Genomic DNA, 18234 nt, shown 5'->3' with positions numbered 1-18234 from the left:
TCCTCCCACAGAATTCAGTCAGTTTGCAAAGCCGGTCAGGCGCGGAATCGTCAGCGAGATGGCGGGGAAATAGGTGATCAGAAAGATTACCAGGATCTCGACCGCAAGGAAGGGCAGGATCGCCCGCGATATGGTCGATACCCTTTCCCCCGACACGGCCGAGGCGACGAACAGCACCAACCCCATCGGCGGCGTCGCCAGTCCCACCGTCAGGTTGACGCACATGATCATGGCGAAATGGATGCTGTCCACACCCATGCCGGTGAAGACAGGTCCCAGGATCGGTCCCAGGATGATGATCGCCGGCCCCGCATCCAAAAACATGCCCACGATGAACAGCAGGATGTTGATCAGGAACAGCAGCAGCAGCGGATTGTCGGTCAGGATCAGGATGAATTCCGCCAGCTGCTGGGGCGCATGGCTGAGCGAGACGACGGTCTTGAACGACATTGCCGCGCCCACCAGCAGCAGCACCACCGCCGAGGTCAGCCCCGCCTTGCCCAGCACGTCCGGCAATTCGCGCACCCGCAACGTCCGCAGGACGAAAAGGCTGATCACCAGCGCATAAAGGACGGCGACGGCGGCGGCCTCGGTGGGCGTGAAGATGCCGAACAGGATCCCGCCCAGGATGATGACCGGGGTCATCAGCGGAAAGAATGCCTTGAGGCTGGCCTGACCGCGTTCGGGCCAAGTGTATTTGCGCGACGCGACGGGAAAGTCGTATTTGTCGGCCATCAGCTTGATCAGGGCCATCAGCCCGACGCCGACCAGCACACCCGGCACGATGCCCGCCAAAAAGAGCGCCGCAACGCTTTCGCCCATGACATAGGCATAGATGATCATGATCCCCGACGGCGGGATGATCGGCCCGATCACGGAACTGGCGGCGGTGATGGCGGCGGCGAATTTGCGGGTATAGCCCTGCTTCTCCATCGCGGGGATCAGCATCGATCCCAAGGCGGACGTGTCGGCGACCGCGCTGCCCGACAGGCCCGCAAACAGCATCGATGACAGCACGTTCACATGCGCCAGACCACCGCGCAGATGCCCGATCAGCGCTTGGCTGAATTCGACCAGCCGCAGCGTGATGCCGCCGCGGTTCATGATCTCGCCGGCCAGCATGAAGAAGGGGATCGCCATCAGCGGAAAACTGTCGATGCCGTTATAGAGGTTGCGATAGAGCAGCGTCAGGTCGCGTTCCTGACCGTTCAGGAACAACAGCAGCCCCGGCGCGGCCAGAAGCGCGAAGAAGACGGGCAGGCCGACCAGCAGGAAGACCAGGAAGACCGGAAGAAACCAGACCAGCATCATTCGGCCCCTTGCGTATCGGTTTTCGGAATTTCCGGCAGGCCCGTCACCCCCAGAAGCAGTGCCAGGTTGCGCAGCAGCAATTCGATGTTGACCACGAACAGCATCACCGCCCCCACCAGCAGCGATGCCATCATCCAGGACCGCGGCACCCGGTACCACTGGCTGAAATCAAGCGAGACGGGCAGATAAAGGGATGCGCTGGCAAAGCGGCCGCCAATGCCCGTCACCTCGGCCCAAGCGATGGGAATGGTAAAATACAGGACCAGCAGTGACAGGCACAGCAGGATCAGGTTCAGGATGCGCGCGACGGTTGCGGGCAACATTTCCGGCAGCACGTCGATGGCCACGAAACCCCCGGTGCGAAAGGCCGTCGGCGCCATCAGCCCGGTCATCCACAGCATGCAGAACCGCGCGGCCTCGTCAGGCCAGGCCAGTGCGCTGTTCAGCACATAGCGGCTGAACACCTGCAGCAGCGTCACGGCGACCATGACCGCCACGGCGGTGATGCCCACGGCGCGGCCGACCCGCAGGACGTGGTCATTCAGCCAGGACAAGGGCCGGATCAGCCCGCTCAGAAACGTCATCATTCCCCTCCGCCCCGTTCCGCGCCCCGCCTCCTCCTGCGGGATGCGGCGGCGCCTAACTGTTGTCCAGCCGCGTCACCCGACCGCCGAAGAAGGCCAGCGGATCGCCCTGGCGCATTTCGGCCCGCAGGACTTCGCCCACGATGATGGCGTGGTCGCCAGCTTCATGCACGGCATGGCGGACGCAGTCGAAGCGCGCAAGGCAGTTCGACAGCACCGGTACGCCGTTTTCGTTCAGGCTCAGCTTGTCGACGGGCAGCGCCGCCTGGTCGCGTGCCACGGCGAAGGCCAGCGATTCCTGTTCGGCCCCCAGCACGTGGATCGCGTAATGTTCGGCCCCCACGAAGACCGGATAGCGCGACGAGGCCCGTCCCGGCGACCACAACACCAAGGGCGGCTGCATCGAGACCGAGGCGAAGCTGTTGGCGGTCATCGCCACGCAGCCGTTCCGCCCCTGCGCCGTCACGATGGTGACACCGGTCGCAAACCGCCCGAAGGCGTCGCGCAGGTCGCGGCTGTTGTCAGCGGCGGGAACAAAGCTGGTGGCCGCGCCATGCTTCATCACGCGACCTCGTGGCCCAGGGCCGCCTGATAGAGGCGGAACCACTGCTGACGATCCAGATCCACCTTCGCCGCATCCGAGATGGCAGCAATGCGCGGCAGCGCATTCGTGCCCAGCACCGGCAGGATCGTCGCCGGATGGCGCAGCAGGAAGGCCACGGCCATCGCCGCGCGATCGACGCCGAATTCGCCCGCCAGTTCATCCAGCACCGCCTGCACCGGGCCTTCGCCGGTCATCAGGCTGCCGCCGCCCAGGGGCGACCACGCCATCACGCAATCGCCCCGCTTCTGGTGGAAGGCCAGATCGCCATTGGTGAAGGGCGCCACGCTGGCCAGCGAAAGTTCAATCTGGTTGGTGGCCAGCTTGGTGTTCATCGCCGATTGCAGCAATTCCACATCCCAAGGGCGGAAATTCGACACGCCCACCGCGCGCAGCTTGCCCTCGCGGACCAGCGCATCCAGCACGCCGCCGGTTTCGTGATGGTCCATCAGCGGATCGGGGCGGTGGATCAGCAGCAGGTCCAGATGGTCGGTGCCGAAATCGCGCAGCGAGCTTTCGACCGAGGCGCGGATATGCGCCGCCGAGGTGTCGTAATGCTTGCAGGACGCATCGGCGTATTTTCCGCAGGGCGCAACGATGTCGCATTTGCTGACCAGTTCGACCCTGCTGCGCAGACCCGGGTCGGCCTTCAAAGCGGCGCCCAGGATGGCTTCGGCGGTATAGTCGCCATAGATGTCGGCTTGGTCCAGCGTGGTAATGCCCTGGTCCAGGCAGGCATCGATCTTGGCGCGCACATGCGCGACCGAGGTGTCGGCATCATCGCCCACCCGCCACATGCCATAGACAAGGCGGGACAGGGACAGGCCTTCGGCAATCGTGACGCGTTCCATTCAGCGACGTTCTCCTGCGCCAAGCGGCGTCTGCGGTGTGGTGGCGGGCACGCGGCCCCATTCGCGGTTCAACTGGCATGTCTTCATCTGCGGCAGCACGCGGGTTCCGAAATGTTCGGCCTCATCGATATGCGGATAGCCCGACAGGATAAAGGACCGGATGCCCATCTTCTGCAACTCCTCCAACTTGGACAGCACCTGATCAGTCGATCCGACGATGGCCGCCCCGCAGCCCGACCGCGCCCGCCCGATGCCGGTCCACAGGTTCGGTTCGATATACCCTTCCAGATCGGCCAGCTCGCGGTTGCGCGCCTGTCGGCTGACGCCCAGAGAGCCTGCATCCAGCGCACGCTCGCGGATCAGGCGGCCCTGTTCGTCATCCAATTTCGACACCAGTTCGCGGGCATATTCGCGTGCCTCGGCCTCGGTGTCGCGGACGATGACATGCGACCGAAAGCCGTAATCCAGCACCCGCCCGTGACGTTCGGCCGCAGCATGGGCGGCCTTCATCCGGTCGGCGATGTCCTCGGTCTTTTCGGGCCACATCAGATAGACGTCGCAATGTTCGCCGCAGAGGTCCAGCGCCGCAGGGGAATAGCCGCCGAAATAGAGCATCGGCCCGCCCGTCTGATAGGGCTTGGCCGGGTCCGTGGTCACATCGCTGAAATCATAGACCTGACCGTGGAAGTCGATCCGGTCCTGCGTCCAAGCCTGTTTCAAGATCTGCACCACCTCGCGCGAGCGTTGATACCGGAACTCGCTGTCGGCCTTTTCGCCCGGAAAATCCGACGAGATGATGTTCAGCGTCAGCCGCCCCTGCATCATGTGGTCCAGCGTCGCGACCGTGCGCGCCAGCATGATCGGCTGCATTTCCCCGCAGCGCACCGCGGCCAGCATGTTGATGCGGTCGGTGATGGGCGCGCAGCCCGCCACGAAGGACAGCGTGTCCTGCCCCACCTGATAGGAGGACGGGCACAGGATGTTGCCGAAACCCTGCGCCTCGGCGGTCTTCACGATATCGGAACAATGCGCCCAGGACGACCGCAGGTCATCGTCGGGAACCCCCAGATGGCGGAAATCATCCGAACAGAGCGCGGAGAACCACGCGACCTCGACGCGGTCCAGATCGGCCGATGTGACGGGAACGACGGTCATGCTTTCCTCCGCGGGTTCATCCGAACTTTCCCCTTGCATAGCCTTGGCCTTGATGTAGATCAATGGTGTATCAATTATTCCAGAGTGGAGGTCGGGGAATTGAATTCGACCCGCCGCACATCGACAGCCCGCCCCGATGCCCTGCCGATCCATCTGCAGATCGAGGAACTGGTCATCCGCGACATCGCGGCGGGCCGCTTGGTCGACGGCCAGCGCCTGCCCCCCGAGCGCGAGATGGCCGAGGCCCATGACACCACCGTCCGCACCCTGCGCAAGGCCCTGGCCCAGCTGGAAGACAAGGGCCTGATCGAGCGTCGGCAGGGGTCGGGAAACTATGTCCGTGCGGGCCAGCAGGTGGCTTCGGTCTATTCGATGTTCCGGCTGGAACATGCGACGGGCGGGGGCGGGCTGCCCAATGCCGAAATCATGTCAGTCGATTACCTGCCCAAGGATGCCGCCCAACCCGATTACGGCACATCCGACCACGGCACGCGCTTTCGCCGCCTGCGATTCCTGGACGACATTCCCATCGCCGTCGAGGAGATCTGGCTGGATGGCGGTGCGGGCCGCGTGCCCCGCGACAAGGTGCAGGATTCGCTCTATCTGACCTACAAGCGTGCGCTGAAGCTGTGGATCACCCGCGCCGAGGACCGCGTGGGCATCGCCCCGGTCCCCGACTGGTCGCATGACCGCTTTGCCCCCCGCCCCGGCACCATCACCGCCCATATCCAGCGCCTGTCATGGGCACAGACCGCCCGTGCCGTCGAGTTTTCTCGAACCTGGTACGACACCGACAGGGCGCTTTACGTGCAGCGCCTGATCTGAGGAGACCCGCATGACCACCCAGACCCTGGTTCACGCCAAGACCCGGACTGTATCCTATGGCATCATCGGCTGCGGCATGATGGGACAGGAACACCTGCGCAACATCGCCCTGCTGGACGATACCGCCATCGGTGCCATCTTCGAACCCGATGCGGGCATGCGCGCCGCCGCCCGCGCCTTGGCCCCCAAGGCGCAGTTCGTCGACAGCGTCGAGGCCCTGCTGGAGGTCGCGGATCTGGACTGCCTGCTGATCGCCAGCCCCAATTTCCGCCATCTGGAACAGCTGCAGGCAATCGCGGCGCGCCGGCCCCTGCCGGTCCTGGTCGAAAAGCCGCTGTTCACCGACCTGACCCAGTTGGCCCAGATCGACGCCTTTGCTGCCAGCTATCCCGCGCCGGTCTGGGTGGCGATGGAATACCGCTATATGCCGCCCGTGGCCAAGATAATCCAGCAGGCGCAGCAGGCGACTGGCGGCATCCGCATGCTGACCATCCAGGAACACCGCTTTCCCTTTCTGGACAAGGTGGGGGCGTGGAACCGTTTCAACGACCAGACCGGCGGCACCTTCGTCGAGAAATGCTGCCATTTCTTCGATCTGATGCGGGTGTTGCTGAAATCGGACCCGGTGCGGGTCATGGCGTCGGGCGGTCAGGCGGTCAATCACCTGGACGAACGGCCCGACGGGCGTCCGGCCGACATCTTTGACCACGGCTATGTCATCGTCGATTTCGCCAACGGCGCCCGCGCCATGCTGGAACTGTGCATGTTCGCGGAAGGGGCGCGGTTCCAGGAACAGATCTCGGCCATGGGTCCCTTGGGCAAGATCGAGGCCTTCGTGCCTGGGCCGGGCCGCTTCTGGCCCGAAGATCTGGGCCCCGCCCCCGTGCCCGAGGTCGTGATCTCGCCCCGCAGCCCCAAGGGACCGCGGCTGGAGCCGGTCCCGGTGGACCCCGTCCTGCTGGAGGCGGGCGATCACAACGGATCGACCTTCTATCAGCACCAGCGCTTTTTGGAACTGGTGCGCGGCACCCGCACCGCCGCCGAGGTCAGCTTGGACGACGGCCGATGGGCGGTGCTGATGGGCCTTGCCGCACAACGGTCGATGGCGACGGGCGCCTCGGTGACGCTGGCCTCGCTGACGTGAGGCCGCTCAGTTCCCCGCGCGCAGGGCCGGCAGGCCGACGCCCGTCGCCTCGAACCCGCCATCGGCGGCCAGCACCTGCCCGGTGACATAGGAGGCCTGGTCGCTGCACAGAAAGGCGATGGCCTGCGCGATCTCATCCTCGCGGCCATAGCGGTTCAGCGGGATCGCGTCGTGATAGGCCGCGCGGATCGCCGGACTGTGCACCGCCAAGGCCAGCTTGGTATCGACCGGACCCGGGGCCACGCAATTGGCGCGGATGCCCTGTTCGCCCAGTTCGGCCGCCTGTTGACGGGTCAGATGGATCACCGCCGCCTTGGAGGTGCCATAGGCCACCCGCAGCGTGCTGGCCCGCAATCCCGAAATGGAGGCGATGTTCACGATCGCGCCATGCGTCCGGGCCAGATGCGGAATCGCGGCCTGCGAACACAGAAAGACCCCGTCCAGATTCACCGCCATGACGCGCCGCCACGTCGCCAGGTCGGTCTCGCCCATCGGGCGGAAATCGGCGACGCCCGCATTGTTGACGAGCGCGTCGATGCGACCCGACCAGGCGACGGCATCGGCCACCATCGCATCGACCTGATCGGGGTCGGACACGTCGCAGGGGATGGCATGCGCATCCAGCAGGGTGGCGGCGGCGCGGGCCAGTTCATCGGCATCGATATCGGCCAGCACCACGCGCCATCCGCGCTGCGACAACAGCCGGGCGGTGGCCAGACCGATGCCGCGCGCGGCCCCGGTGATGATGGCGGTCTTGTCGGTCATGGTTCGTCCTTTCGGGAAATCATCTCAGCCAGTGGATCAGCCACAGCGACATCTGGGGAAAGGCCGCGACCACGGCCAGTCCGGCCAGCGTCGCCACCAGAAACGGCAGCGCGCCGCGGGCCACGCGTTCGATCGGCAGGCGGGCCACGTTGGCGGCCACGAACAGGTTGACGCCCACCGGCGGGGTGATCAGCCCGATGGCCAGGTTGATCATCACCACAACCCCGAACCAGACCGGGTCCCAACCCAGTTCCTGCATCACCGGCAGTACGATGGGCAGGGTGATGAACATCACCGTGATCGCGTCCATGAACATGCCCGCGACCAGCAGGATCAGCATGATGACCAGCAGGATCACCCATTCATTCTCGGACAGTCCCAGCAGGCCGCTGGAATAGGTGCCGACCAGATCCTCGACCGTGATGACCCATCCGAAGAGGCCCGCATAGGCCACGATCAGCATCACCGTCGCCGAAGACGCCGCCGCATCCGCCAAGGTGTCGTAAAGCGCGCGCAGCGACAGGCTGCGATAGATCAGCCCGCCCACCAGCAGCGCATAGACGGTGGCGACCAGCGCCGCCTCGGTGGGCGTGAAGATGCCGGAATAGATGCCCCCCAGGATCACCACCGGCGTCATCAGTCCCCAGAAACTGTCGCGGAAACTGCGCCACAGGCGGGTGCCGTAGGGCAGGCCGGCATGCGGATCGGGAATCAGCCGGTCCAGCGACCCGCCCGCGCCTTTCGGCGCGATGAAAGGCAGCACAACCAGCATGGCCAGCCCCATAAACAGCCCCGGAATGATCGCCGCCAGGAACAGTTGGGAAATCGACACTTCGGCGATGACCCCGAACAGCACCAGCCCGATCGAGGGCGGGATGACGATCGACAGCGCCGCGCCCGCGCAGACCAGCCCCGCGGCATGGGCGCGGGTATAGCCGTCTTCCTCCATCCCCTTGATGATCATTGAGCCGATGGCCGCGACCGATGCCGGCCCCGACCCGCTGACCGCACCCCAGAACAGGCACACGACCGTGCCCACGACCCCCATGCCGCCGGGCAGACCACCCACCAGGACGCGAAAGAACCGGATCATCCGTTCCGCGATGCCGGTCGACCCCATTAGCGCGCCCGCCAGGATGAAGAACGGGATGGCCAGCAGCGAATAGCGCGCGACGCCCGCGGTGATCAGATCGCCCGCCAGCTCCAGCCCGAAGCCCATCCGCGCCATGGCGTAAAGCGCCGAGAGGCCCAACGAGAACGCCACCGGCACGCGCAGCGCCAGCAGCAGGAAGAACAGCACGATCATCTGCGTGCCGGCGCCGATATCAGCCATGATCCGCCCCCGCCTGCCGAAGTTCTTCGATGGCATGCTGAACGAAGCGCCAAGCGATCAGCAGAAACGCGAAGGGCACCGCCGCCTGGTAATACCACATCGGAATCCGCAGCGCGTATGACGTCAGACCGTTGCGATAAAGCACAGCGACCGCCCCCCAGGCCAGCCAGGCCGACGCGATCAGCAGCCCCACCGACAGGACCACCGACAGCATCACGACCGCCTGCCCCGCCCGGCGCGGCAGCATCGACACCACCGCCGTGACGGCCAGGTGCTGACCCTGCCGCGCCGCGATGGCCGCGCCGAAGACGGTCAGCAGCAGGAAACCGTTGGTCAGCAGTTCCTCGGAGGAGGCCAGCGAATAGTTGGTGGCATAGCGCACGACCACATTGGCGAACCCCAACAGGGTCATGCCCAGAAACAGGACGGCGCAGATCAGCCGCTCGGCCTCGCGCGACAGGAATGACAACATGGGGACCTCCGGGCAGAGCGGGGGGCGCCTTGCCCCCCGTCCGGGTTACTGTGCCTGCGCGATGGCATCCTGGAAGGACGCGACCAGCTCGGGTCCGACGCGTTCGGCCCATTGGTCGAAGGCCGGCTGCGTCGCCTCGCGGAAGGCGGCCAGTTCCTCGGGGGTAGGTTCATGAACCTCCATCCCCTTTTCGCGCAGGAAGGCCACGCCGGTTTCGGTGCCCTCGCGGGTGATCTGGCGCTGGTATTCCATCGCCTCGGCCGCAACCTCGCGCAGCATGGTCTGGGTTTCGGCGTCATAGCCGTCGTATTTGGCCTTCGATATCCCCAGGAAGATCGGGTCATAGGAATAGTGCCAGGTCGTCAGGTATTTCTGCACCTCATAGACCTGCTGCGGGATGATCACCGCACCGATGGGGTTTTCCTGCCCGTCGACGACCCCCTGCTGCAGCGCGGTCATCGTCTCGGTCCACTGCATTTGCTGGGGGTTGGCGCCCAGCGCATTCATCACGTCGATATACATCGGCCCCGCCACGCGCATGTTCAGGCCTGCCATGTCGGCGGGGGTCGTGATCGGACGGGTGTTGTTCGTCACCTCGCGAAAGCCATTTTCGCCCCAGGCCAGAACCTCGATGCCCTTGCCGCGCAGGATCTCGCGCAGCGCCTCGGCCGGGCCGCCATCAGCGGTGGTGGCATCCACCTGGGCATAGTTTTCATACATGTAGGGCAGCGAAAACACCGCCATTTCCTGCACCAGCGGCGTCACGTTGATGGCAGACGTCATCACGAAATCCAGCGCGCCGCGGCCCACCATGTCGGCCTGGCGCATCTGGTCGCCGCCCGCCAGCTGGGCGTTCGGGAACACGCGCAGTTCCATGTCCCCGTCGGTGCGTTCGGCCAGCAATTCGCCGAACCGTTCCGCGCCCTTGTGCCAGGTCGTGCCGTCGCCGGTGTTGTGCGACAGGCGCAGCGTTTCGGCCAGCGCGGCCCCCATGCCCATCGCCGACACCAAAGCCGTGGCCAACGCCAGCCGTCCCCATCCCGTCCGTGACATCGCAATTCCTCCCTGAACCTGCCACCCTCCCGTGGCGTCGGTTCATATCATGGTGCGACCTTTCGCGGCGTGGCAAGAAAAAACTTGCGCAATCCGCGATATCCTTGCCATCTTTGCATGAATCAACGGGAAGATGCATGACCCAGCCCGAACCATCGGTCCATATCGTGGACACCCCGGATACCGGGACGCAAAGCGTCGACCGGGCGCTGATGCTGTTGCGGCGCATCGGTGCCAGCGGCGAACAGGGCGCCAGCCTTGCCAGTCTGGTCGCCGAGACCGGGCTGAACAAGGCCACCGTGCGGCGGCTGGCCTTGGCGCTGATCCGGGCGGGCATGGCCGAACAGGACGCCGCCAGCCGCTATCACCTGGGCGAACAGATACAGGTGTTGGGCGCGCAGGCGGCGCGGCGCCCGGGCCTGATGGCGGCAGCGGGCGAAAGCGTGATGCGCCTGGCGCAGATCACCGGCGATGCGGCGCTGCTGTCGGTGCGGCGCGGAGCCAGTTCGCTGTGCCTGATGCGCGAGGAAGGCAGCTATCCCCTGCGCAGCCATGCGCTGGTCGCGGGTCAGACCCATCCCTTGGGCGTCGGTGCGGGGTCGCTGGCGATGCTGGCAGCCCTGCCGGATGACGAAGCCGACACCATCCTGCGGGCCATCGCGCCGGTTCTGGCCGACCGCTATCCGACCCTGACCCCTGACCGCATGCGCGCCCTGATCGCGCGGACCCGCGCCGAGGGCGTGGCGCTGAACCCCGGCCTGGTGATCGAGGGGTCCTGGGGCTTGGGCATCGCGCTGCATCACCCCGACGGGCGGCTGGCGGGCGCGCTGTCCGTCGCCACGGTCGAGGCGCGGATGCGTCCCGACCGCCTTCCCGACCTGATCCGCCACCTGCGCGCCGAGGCTGCGCAGATCGAAAACCGCCTGACGCAGAAGGACAAACTGACATGACCGACCCGATGATCGTCGGCTGGAGCCATACGCGGTTCGGTAAATCCGACGCCCCCGACACCTGCGCCCTGATGGCCGAGGCCGTGCCCCTGGCACTGGACCATGCCGGCATCACGGCAGCGGATGTGGACGGCATCTTTACCGGTGTTTTCAACAACGGCTTTTCACCCCAGGATTTCCAGGGTGCGCTGGTCGGGATGGCCGTGCCGGAGCTGGCCCATGTCCCCGCCACACGGTATGAAAACGCCTGCGCGACCGGGTCGGCCGCCCTGCATGGCGCGATGGATTTCATCGCCGCGGGCCGGGGCCGGATCGCGCTGGTGGTGGGGGCGGAAAAGATGACCGCGACCCCCACCGCAGATGTGGGCGACATCCTGCTGGGCGCCAGTTTCCACGCCGAGGAGGGGCAGATCGATGCCGGTTTTGCAGGCCTCTTTGGTCAGATCGCAGCCAGCTATTTCCAGCGCCACGGCGACCGGTCGCAGGCACTGGCGATGATCGCGGCCAAGAACCACGAAAACGGCATGCGCAACCCCTATGCCCATATGCGCAAGGATCTGGGCGTGGCCTTCTGCAATACCGTGTCGGACCGCAACCCGCGTGTGGCGGGTCCCCTGCGGCGCAGCGACTGTTCGCTGATCTCGGACGGGGCGGCGGTGCTGGTGCTGGCCGATGCCGAAACCGCGCTGACCATGCGCCGCGCCATCGCCTTTCGCTCCCGGACGCAGGCCAACGACCCGCTGGCCCTATCGCGCCGCGACATGCTGGAAATGCGCGCCGCGCGGTCGGCGTGGACGCAGGCGCTGGACCGCGCGGGCGTCACGCTGGACGATCTGTCGCTGGTCGAGACCCATGACTGTTTCACCATCGCCGAGTTGCTGGAATACGAGGCGATGGGGCTGGCCGAACCTGGCCAAGGCCACCGCGTGATCCGGGACGGCGTGACCGCCCGCGAAGGCCGCCTGCCGGTGAACCTGTCGGGCGGGCTGAAATCCAAGGGCCACCCCATCGGCGCGACCGGCGTGTCCCAGCATGTCATGGCTGCGATGCAGCTGATGGGCGATGCCGGCGACATGCAACTGCCGGGCGCGACCATGGCGGGGGTCTTCAACATGGGGGGCGCCGCGGTGACGAACTATGTCTCGATCCTGGAGCGGGTGCGATGATCCCCGTTTCGGACCGGGTGATGAACCTGGGGCATTTCCTGACCCAGAACGCCCGCCGCCTGCCCGACGCCCCCGCCCTGATCCATGGGGACCATGTCACCACCTGGGCGCAGATGCAGGCCCGCGTCGGTGCGCTGGCCCATGCGCTGATCCACGATCATGGTCTGAGCAAGGGCGACCGGGTGCTGGTGCAATCTGCCAACTGCCTGCAGATGCTGGAGACGATGTTCGCCTGCTGGCGCATCGGCGCGGTCTGGGTGCCCGCCAATTTCCGCCTCTCACCCGATGACCTGGCCTGGCTGGCGCAATCATCGGGCGCGCGGGCCATGTTCTGCGGGGCGCAGTTCCCCGACCACGCGGCAGCCTGCGCGGCCCACATCCCGGCGATCATCCCCATCGGCCCGTCACCCCTGGGCCTCGACCACGACGCGCTGATCAGCCGCCACATGGGCCGGATGCCGCCAGAGGTCGCGGTGGCCCGGGACGATCCGGCCTGGTTCTTTTATACGTCGGGGACGACCGGGCACCCCAAGGCCGCGGTACTGACCCATGGCCAGATGGCCTTCGTCGTCACCAACCACCTGTGCGACCTGATGCCCGGCACGACCGAAGCGGATGCCTCGCTGGTGGTGGCGCCGCTGTCGCATGGTGCGGGCATCCATGCCCTGACCCAGATCGCCCGCGGCGTGCCGACCATCCTGCCTGCGGGCGACCGCTTCGATGCGGCCCAGATCTGGACGCTGGTCGAACGCCACCGGGTCAGCAACATGTTCACCGTCCCCACCATCCTGAAGCTGCTGGTCGAGGATGCGTCCGTCGCCCGCCATGACCATTCCAGCCTGCGCTATGTCATCTATGCCGGGGCGCCGATGTATCGCGCCGACCAGATCCGCGCACTGAAAACCCTGGGCCCCGTGCTGGTCCAGTATTTCGGCCTGGGCGAGGTGACCGGCAACATCACCGTCCTGCCGCCCGCGCATCATTCGCCCGACGACGCGGCGATGCGCATCGGCACCTGCGGGCTGGCGCGCACCGGCATGCATGTGCAGGTCCAAAACGACCAGGGGCAGGAATTGCCCCCAGGCGAGACCGGAGAGATCGCCGTGATCGGCCCGGCGGTCTTTGCGGGCTATCACGACAACCCGTCGGCCAATGCGAAATCCTTTCGGGACGGCTGGTTCCTGACCGGCGATCTGGGCCACATGGACGCGCAGGGGTTTCTGTATCTGACGGGGCGGTCGTCGGACATGTTCATCTCGGGCGGATCGAACATCCACCCGCGCGAGATCGAGGAAAAGCTGCTGACCCATCCCGACCTGTCCGAGGTCATCGTGCTGGGCGCCCCCGACCCGGTCTGGGGCGAGGCCGGGCTGGCCGTCTGCGTCCCGCGCGCGGGTACCACCCCCGACCCGCAGACGGTGTTGGACTGGCTGGCGCCGCGCATCGCCAGCTATAAACGCCCCAAACGGCTGATCCTGTGGGATGCGCTGCCCAAATCCGCCTATGGCAAGATCACCCGCAAGATGATTCGCGACGAATTGATCGCCCGCAACCAATGGCCGCAACCGGCATGCTGACCCATCCCGGACCCGCAGATCCGCAGCGGGTCCGCGCCGTCCCCTGTCGCGCCCATCCATTGCGCCTGCGCCTGCGGGCGGGGCTGCCTTTGGACCGGGCCATCGCGGCGGCGGCGCGGGGCGCGGGATTTGCGGCCGGCTGGCTGATGCTGGAGAACCTGTCCTGCGACCAGCTGGCCTATGTCATTCCCGCGCCACCGCCGGGCGACGGGCGCGTGGCCTTTTACAGCGACACCCATGTTTTGGGGCGCGGCGCGCGCATCGTGACGGCGGGCCTGCATCTGGGACAGGGCGGGGCGATCCACGCCCATGGCCTGTGGACTGACGCCACCGGCGTGCTGCGCATGGGCCACCTGCGCCCCGAGGCGACCCGGCTGTCGCGCGACGCGCATGTCGCCGCCTGGGGGCTGGACGGGGCCACCTTCCGGCGCGAACCCGATGCCGAGACCGGCTTTGCGCTGTTCAGCCCCCGTACCCTGCCCCGCCGCCGCCCCGGCGGCCTGCCCGCGCGGCTGGTCCGGCTGCGTCCGCATCTGGATCTGGGGGCGACAATCGGTGCGATGGCGGGTGGCCGGTCCCGCGTCATGGGGCTGGGCAGCCTGGTCGGCACCGCACTGTCCAAGGGGCCGCCCCTGCCTGGCCCCGCGACCGAGATCCTGGTTCTGGGCCAGGACCGCGCGAACCTGCGGATCGCATCGGTCGGTCAGGCGGGGACGGTGCGCCAAGGCTGGCTGTCCGGGCCGAATCCCGTCTGCATCACCGCCGAGCTGCTGCTGATCGACCGTTGACCCGTCACCCCGGCAGGGTGACGATGATCGCGCCGCGGCGGGTCGCCACGACCGTGTGTTCATATTGCACGACCGGTGCCGCAGGCTGGCTGTAAAGCGTCCATTCGTCATCCCGGCCGGGTGTCGCCCACTGGCCGCCGCGCGACAGGAAGGGTTCGACCGTCAGCACCTGGCCGTCATGGATCCGGCGCCTGTCGCCTTTGGTGGGCCAGGTCGGGATCTCTTCGGGGGCTTCGTGCAGCGCCCTGCCGACGCCGTGGCTGGCCAGATTGCGGATCAGGGTATAGCCGCGACGGGACGCGAAGGCGCCGATGGCATGGCCGATGCCCGCCAGCGGCTTGTCATGTCCCACCTGCGCGATGCCGATCTGCGTGGCGCGTTTTCCGTCGCGGCACAGCCGGTACAGCCCGGCGTCGATGCGACCCAAGGCAAAGGTTGCCCCGGTATCGGCGAAATAACCGTCGAAAGAGGCCGAGACGTCGATATTGACCAGATCGCCCGCCGCCAGCCTGCGCGTGCCGGGAATGCCGTGGGCGACTTCCTCGTTGACGCTGATGCAGGTGGTGCCGGGAAAATCATAGGTCGCGCGGGGTGCCGACACCGCGCCCTCACGCTCCAGCAGCGCCTCTCCGATGCCGTCCAGATCGCGGGTGGTCATGCCGGGCTCCATCGCGGCGGCCATGGCATGCATGGTGTTGGCGACGATCCGGCCGATCTTGTGCAGGCCGTCCAGCTCATCCTGCTGCGTGATGGTCATCGTCGGCTCCTTGGTGGTTAAGGCATGATGCGATCGGTCATCCTGCCGTGGGACAGGCCGCTTGGCCAGGATCGGATCGGGGTCAGTTGAAGGGACCCTTGAAGATGAAGAAGGCGCCCGCGCAGATCAGTCCGAAGCCCACCACATGGTTCATGGTGATCCTTTCGCCCAGATAGGTCACCGAAAAGACCATGAAGACAGTCAGCGTGATCACCTCTTGGATCACCTTCAGCTCGGCCGCGGAATAGACCTGATGGCCGATGCGGTTGGCGGGCACGGCAAAGCAATATTCCAGAAAGGCAATCCCCCAGCTGGCCAGAATCACGATCATCACCGGCTTGCTGCCGAATTTCAGATGGCCGTACCAGGCGAAGGTCATGAAGACGTTGGAACACAGCAGCAGCAGAATGGGGATGATGGCCGGGGATGTCATGGGATATGTCCTTTGACGCGACATTCGCCATGGACCGCGCCTCCCGTCAAGATCGCGCCCATGCATCCTGCGCATGGACCGGTGAAAAAGCCCATTGTCAGCCGTCGCCCTGACGCGATGACAGGTTGGCCTGCATGTCGTCCAGCGCATCCGCGTTGCGGCGTCCCCAGTCATAGGTCAGTTCGACCAGGTCGACGAAGCGCAGGCCAAGCGGCGTCAGGGTATAGCGGACGGCCGGGGGCACGGCGCTTTCCACATGCCGCCCGATCAGGCCTGCGGCCTCCATCTCGCGCAGGGTCTGGACCAGCATCTTCTTGGAGATGCCCGGCACGCTGCGCTGCAGGACGCCGGTCCGTGCCTGGCCGTTATGACGCGCCTGCAGCGTGTGCAGGATCATGCTGGTCCATTTCGTGGAAAAGATGTCCAGCACGCGCCGTGGGGCGCAATCCTCGCGCCATTCGCCTTCATCGCTGCCCGATCGCATGGTTACCTCTTGGTGCCTATGTCCCATTTTGGTGCCGTCTAGCGCAGGACGCCGCGCATGCCTAGGTCCAGTCCGAATTAACACGGAGAATACGACATGACGAAACGCGCACTCGTGGTCGGCGTCACCGGCATCCAGGGCAACACCCTGGCGGACAAGCTGGTCGCCGAAGGATGGGAGGTCTTCGGACTGGCCCGCACGCCCGGGGACCGGGACGGGGTCACCCCGGTGGCGGCCGACCTGCTGGACCCCGATGATCTGGGACGGGCCCTGCAGGGCATCGACCCCAGCCATGTCTTTGTCACGGCCTGGCTGCGGATGAAGACCGAAGCCGAAAATATCCGCGTCAATGCGCAGATGCTGCGCAATCTCTTTGACGCCCTGCGCCCGGCCGGTTCGGTGCAGCACGTGGCGCTGGCCACCGGGTTGAAGCATTATCTTGGGCCCTTCGAAGCCTATGGAAAGGGCACCCTGCCCAAGACTCCCTTCCGCGAGGATCAGGGACGTCTGGAGGTCGAGAATTTCTACTATGCCCAAGAGGACGAACTGTTCGCCGCCGCCCGGCAGGACGGTTTCACCTGGAGCGTCCACCGCCCGCATACCGTGATCGGCAAGGCGGTCGGCAATGCGATGAACATGGGCCAGACGCTGGCCGTCCATGCCACGATCTGCAAGGAGACCGGACGCAAGTTCCGCTTTCCCGGATCGCAGGTCCAATGGGATTCGCTGACCGACATGACCGATGCCCGTCAGCTGGCCGCGCAGATGGCTTGGGCGGCGGTTACCCCGCAGGCTCAGAACCAGGACTTTAACGTCGTGAACGGCGACGTCTTCCGCTGGAACTGGATGTGGTTCCGCATCGCGGGCTGGTTCGGCATCGAGGCCGAGGAGTTCGATGGCACGGAACGCCCGCTGCAGGAACAGATGGCGGATGATGCGGCGATCTGGGCCCAGATCGCCGCACGCCACGGTCTGGTCGAAAGCGACATCACCCGCCTTGCCTCGCCCTGGCACAGCGACGCCGATCTGGGGCGTCCGATCGAGGTGGTGACGGATATGTCCAAAAGCCGCCGGCTTGGCTTTACGGGTTACCTGGCGACGGATGATGCCTTCTTTGACCTGTTCGAACAGCTTCGCGCGGACGGTATCATTCCCCCGGCCTGATCCCCGGTCCGCGCCGGAAACCCGCTGTCGGCACCAAGGGCCGGCAATGGCCATCTGCCCGGGCGACCAGTCGCCCTAGCCGATGTCGGCATCGCGGGCGGCGGCCTTCCTGACCATTCCCAAGAAGGCCGTGAACCCCGTCGAAGGGTTGCGTCGGCCAAGGTAATACAGGCTGAAGCCCGGTCTCGCCGGGGTCCAGTCCCGCAGCAGATGCACCAGCCGACCATCGGCGATGTCGGCGGCGACATCCTGTTCGATGAAGAACCCGACGCCCGCGCCATCCAGCACGGCGGCGCGGGCGATGGCGGCCTCGTCCAAGGTCAAACGGCCCTGGGCCTCGACCTGCGTCACGGCGTCGTCGCGCTGAAACGGCCAGCGCAACAACGCGCCATCGGGCAGGCGCACGCGAATGCATTCGTTCAGCGGCAGATCCGAAGGCGTCCGGGGCATGCCGTGAACCGCGACCCAGGCCGGCGACGCCACCACGGCGTGCCGCTGCATCTGCCCCAAGGGCAGCGCAATCATGTCGTGCGGCACCAGATCGTCGATGTCGTGACCTACCACGGGATTTTTCTCCACCGCTGATTAGAGTCCGGCCCGACTTGAGGACGGACAATGAAGCGCACAAGGTTCACGAATGAACAGATCATCGGCATCCTTGGGGAGCACGGCCGACGTATACGTCGACGGCGCGAACTGCGCTGACCTGTGCCGCAAGGACGGCATATCGGAAGGCACCTTTTACAACTGGAATGCCAAGTTCGACGGCATGACGGTGTCGGAGGCGAAGCGGCTGAAGACGCTCGAGGATGAGAACGCGA

General features: G+C 66.0%; 19 protein-coding genes and 2 pseudogenes. 8 read left to right on the top strand and 13 right to left on the bottom strand.

Annotation, left to right across the window (positions count from 1 at the left end; translation table 11 throughout):
- Positions 1 to 18: 18 nt before the first annotated feature.
- From DKT70_RS15300 to DKT70_RS15280, 5 genes are read right to left on the bottom strand one after another with little or no spacing between them, the layout of a single operon-like run.
- Entirely contained in the window at positions 19 to 1308 is a 1290-nt protein-coding gene (locus tag DKT70_RS15300) for a TRAP transporter large permease (RefSeq protein WP_072297418.1), read from the bottom strand.
- Positions 1308 to 1895, bottom strand: coding sequence for a TRAP transporter small permease (locus DKT70_RS15295; protein ID WP_111559973.1), 588 nt, complete (start codon positions 1893 to 1895; stop codon positions 1308 to 1310). The genes DKT70_RS15300 and DKT70_RS15295 overlap by 1 nt, the downstream gene beginning before the upstream one ends.
- Before the next feature lie 55 nt (positions 1896 to 1950).
- Entirely contained in the window at positions 1951 to 2457 is a 507-nt protein-coding gene (locus tag DKT70_RS15290; RefSeq protein ID WP_111559953.1) for a flavin reductase family protein, read from the bottom strand.
- A complete protein-coding gene (locus DKT70_RS15285) occupies positions 2457 to 3347 on the bottom strand; it encodes an aldo/keto reductase (RefSeq protein WP_111559952.1) in 891 nt (296 codons plus the stop codon). Before DKT70_RS15285 ends, DKT70_RS15290 begins: the two co-directional genes overlap by 1 nt.
- Entirely contained in the window at positions 3348 to 4502 is a 1155-nt protein-coding gene (locus DKT70_RS15280; protein ID WP_111559951.1) for an LLM class flavin-dependent oxidoreductase, read from the bottom strand.
- Between the two features lie 84 nt (positions 4503 to 4586).
- Here DKT70_RS15280 and DKT70_RS15275 point away from each other — a divergent pair, with 84 nt between their 5' ends.
- Together DKT70_RS15275 and DKT70_RS15270 are read left to right on the top strand one after the other, a co-directional pair.
- The gene (locus DKT70_RS15275; RefSeq protein WP_233490609.1) at positions 4587 to 5327 is read left to right on the top strand and encodes a GntR family transcriptional regulator; all 741 of its coding nucleotides are present in this window, start codon (positions 4587 to 4589) and stop codon (positions 5325 to 5327) included.
- Positions 5328 to 5337: 10 nt separating this feature from the next.
- A complete protein-coding gene (locus DKT70_RS15270) occupies positions 5338 to 6471 on the top strand; it encodes a Gfo/Idh/MocA family protein (RefSeq protein ID WP_111559949.1) in 1134 nt (377 codons plus the stop codon).
- A 6-nt stretch (positions 6472 to 6477) separates the two neighbouring features.
- Here the strand turns inward: DKT70_RS15270 and DKT70_RS15265 are convergent, their stop codons facing one another.
- From DKT70_RS15265 to DKT70_RS15250, 4 genes are read right to left on the bottom strand one after another with little or no spacing between them, the layout of a single operon-like run.
- Positions 6478 to 7236 (bottom strand): SDR family NAD(P)-dependent oxidoreductase, encoded by a 759-nt coding sequence (locus DKT70_RS15265; RefSeq protein ID WP_111559948.1) that lies wholly within the window; start codon positions 7234 to 7236, stop codon positions 6478 to 6480.
- Positions 7237 to 7255: 19 nt separating this feature from the next.
- Positions 7256 to 8569 (bottom strand): TRAP transporter large permease, encoded by a 1314-nt coding sequence (locus DKT70_RS15260; RefSeq protein ID WP_111559947.1) that lies wholly within the window; start codon positions 8567 to 8569, stop codon positions 7256 to 7258.
- A complete protein-coding gene (locus DKT70_RS15255) occupies positions 8562 to 9041 on the bottom strand; it encodes a TRAP transporter small permease (RefSeq protein ID WP_233490608.1) in 480 nt (159 codons plus the stop codon). The genes DKT70_RS15260 and DKT70_RS15255 overlap by 8 nt, the downstream gene beginning before the upstream one ends.
- Before the next feature lie 45 nt (positions 9042 to 9086).
- A complete protein-coding gene (locus DKT70_RS15250) occupies positions 9087 to 10094 on the bottom strand; it encodes a DctP family TRAP transporter solute-binding subunit (RefSeq protein ID WP_111559946.1) in 1008 nt (335 codons plus the stop codon).
- A 137-nt stretch (positions 10095 to 10231) separates the two neighbouring features.
- On the opposite strand from DKT70_RS15250, the gene DKT70_RS15245 reads away from it, so the two are divergent.
- The 4 genes from DKT70_RS15245 to DKT70_RS15230 are packed head-to-tail and all read left to right on the top strand — an operon-like array spanning position 10232 to position 14575.
- Complete coding sequence (locus DKT70_RS15245) at positions 10232 to 11044, top strand: IclR family transcriptional regulator (protein WP_111559945.1); 813 nt, start codon at positions 10232 to 10234, stop codon at positions 11042 to 11044.
- On the top strand, positions 11041 to 12210 hold the full coding sequence (locus DKT70_RS15240) for an acetyl-CoA acetyltransferase (RefSeq protein ID WP_111559944.1): 1170 nt from the start codon (positions 11041 to 11043) through the stop codon (positions 12208 to 12210). The genes DKT70_RS15245 and DKT70_RS15240 overlap by 4 nt, the downstream gene beginning before the upstream one ends.
- Positions 12207 to 13787 carry an acyl-CoA synthetase gene (locus DKT70_RS15235; RefSeq protein WP_111559943.1) on the top strand — a complete coding sequence of 527 codons (1581 nt, stop codon included), beginning with the start codon at positions 12207 to 12209 and terminating at the stop codon, positions 13785 to 13787. The genes DKT70_RS15240 and DKT70_RS15235 overlap by 4 nt, the downstream gene beginning before the upstream one ends.
- Positions 13766 to 14575: a PPC domain-containing DNA-binding protein gene (locus tag DKT70_RS15230; RefSeq protein WP_111559942.1), complete on the top strand. Its 810-nt coding sequence runs from the start codon at positions 13766 to 13768 to the stop codon at positions 14573 to 14575. The genes DKT70_RS15235 and DKT70_RS15230 overlap by 22 nt, the downstream gene beginning before the upstream one ends.
- 4 nt (positions 14576 to 14579) lie before the next feature.
- On the opposite strand, the gene map is transcribed toward DKT70_RS15230, so the two are convergent.
- From map to DKT70_RS15215, 3 genes are all read right to left on the bottom strand, one after another.
- On the bottom strand, positions 14580 to 15332 hold the full coding sequence (gene map, locus DKT70_RS15225; RefSeq protein WP_111559941.1) for a type I methionyl aminopeptidase: 753 nt from the start codon (positions 15330 to 15332) through the stop codon (positions 14580 to 14582).
- An 82-nt stretch (positions 15333 to 15414) separates the two neighbouring features.
- Positions 15415 to 15765 (bottom strand): DMT family protein, encoded by a 351-nt coding sequence (locus DKT70_RS15220; RefSeq protein WP_111559940.1) that lies wholly within the window; start codon positions 15763 to 15765, stop codon positions 15415 to 15417.
- A gap of 97 nt (positions 15766 to 15862) precedes the next feature.
- Positions 15863 to 16249, bottom strand: coding sequence for a winged helix-turn-helix transcriptional regulator (locus DKT70_RS15215; RefSeq protein ID WP_111559939.1), 387 nt, complete (start codon positions 16247 to 16249; stop codon positions 15863 to 15865).
- Between the two features lie 96 nt (positions 16250 to 16345).
- Between DKT70_RS15215 and DKT70_RS15210 the strand changes: the two genes are divergently transcribed.
- Positions 16346 to 17413, top strand: a complete 1068-nt coding sequence (locus DKT70_RS15210) for an SDR family oxidoreductase (protein WP_111559938.1) — start codon at positions 16346 to 16348, stop codon at positions 17411 to 17413.
- Between the two features lie 75 nt (positions 17414 to 17488).
- Here DKT70_RS15210 and DKT70_RS15205 read toward each other — a convergent pair.
- Positions 17489 to 17956 (bottom strand): annotated as a pseudogene (locus DKT70_RS15205) (LysR substrate-binding domain-containing protein); the annotation flags it as partial.
- A gap of 72 nt (positions 17957 to 18028) precedes the next feature.
- Between DKT70_RS15205 and DKT70_RS15200 the strand changes: the two are divergent.
- A pseudogene (locus DKT70_RS15200) lies at positions 18029 to 18234 on the top strand (transposase); the annotation flags it as partial.

It is taken from the genome of Paracoccus sediminilitoris (assembly GCF_003259195.1).
Classification (GTDB): Bacteria; Pseudomonadota; Alphaproteobacteria; order Rhodobacterales; family Rhodobacteraceae; genus Paracoccus; species Paracoccus sediminilitoris.
This window is presented reverse-complemented; position numbering and strand designations above follow the sequence as displayed.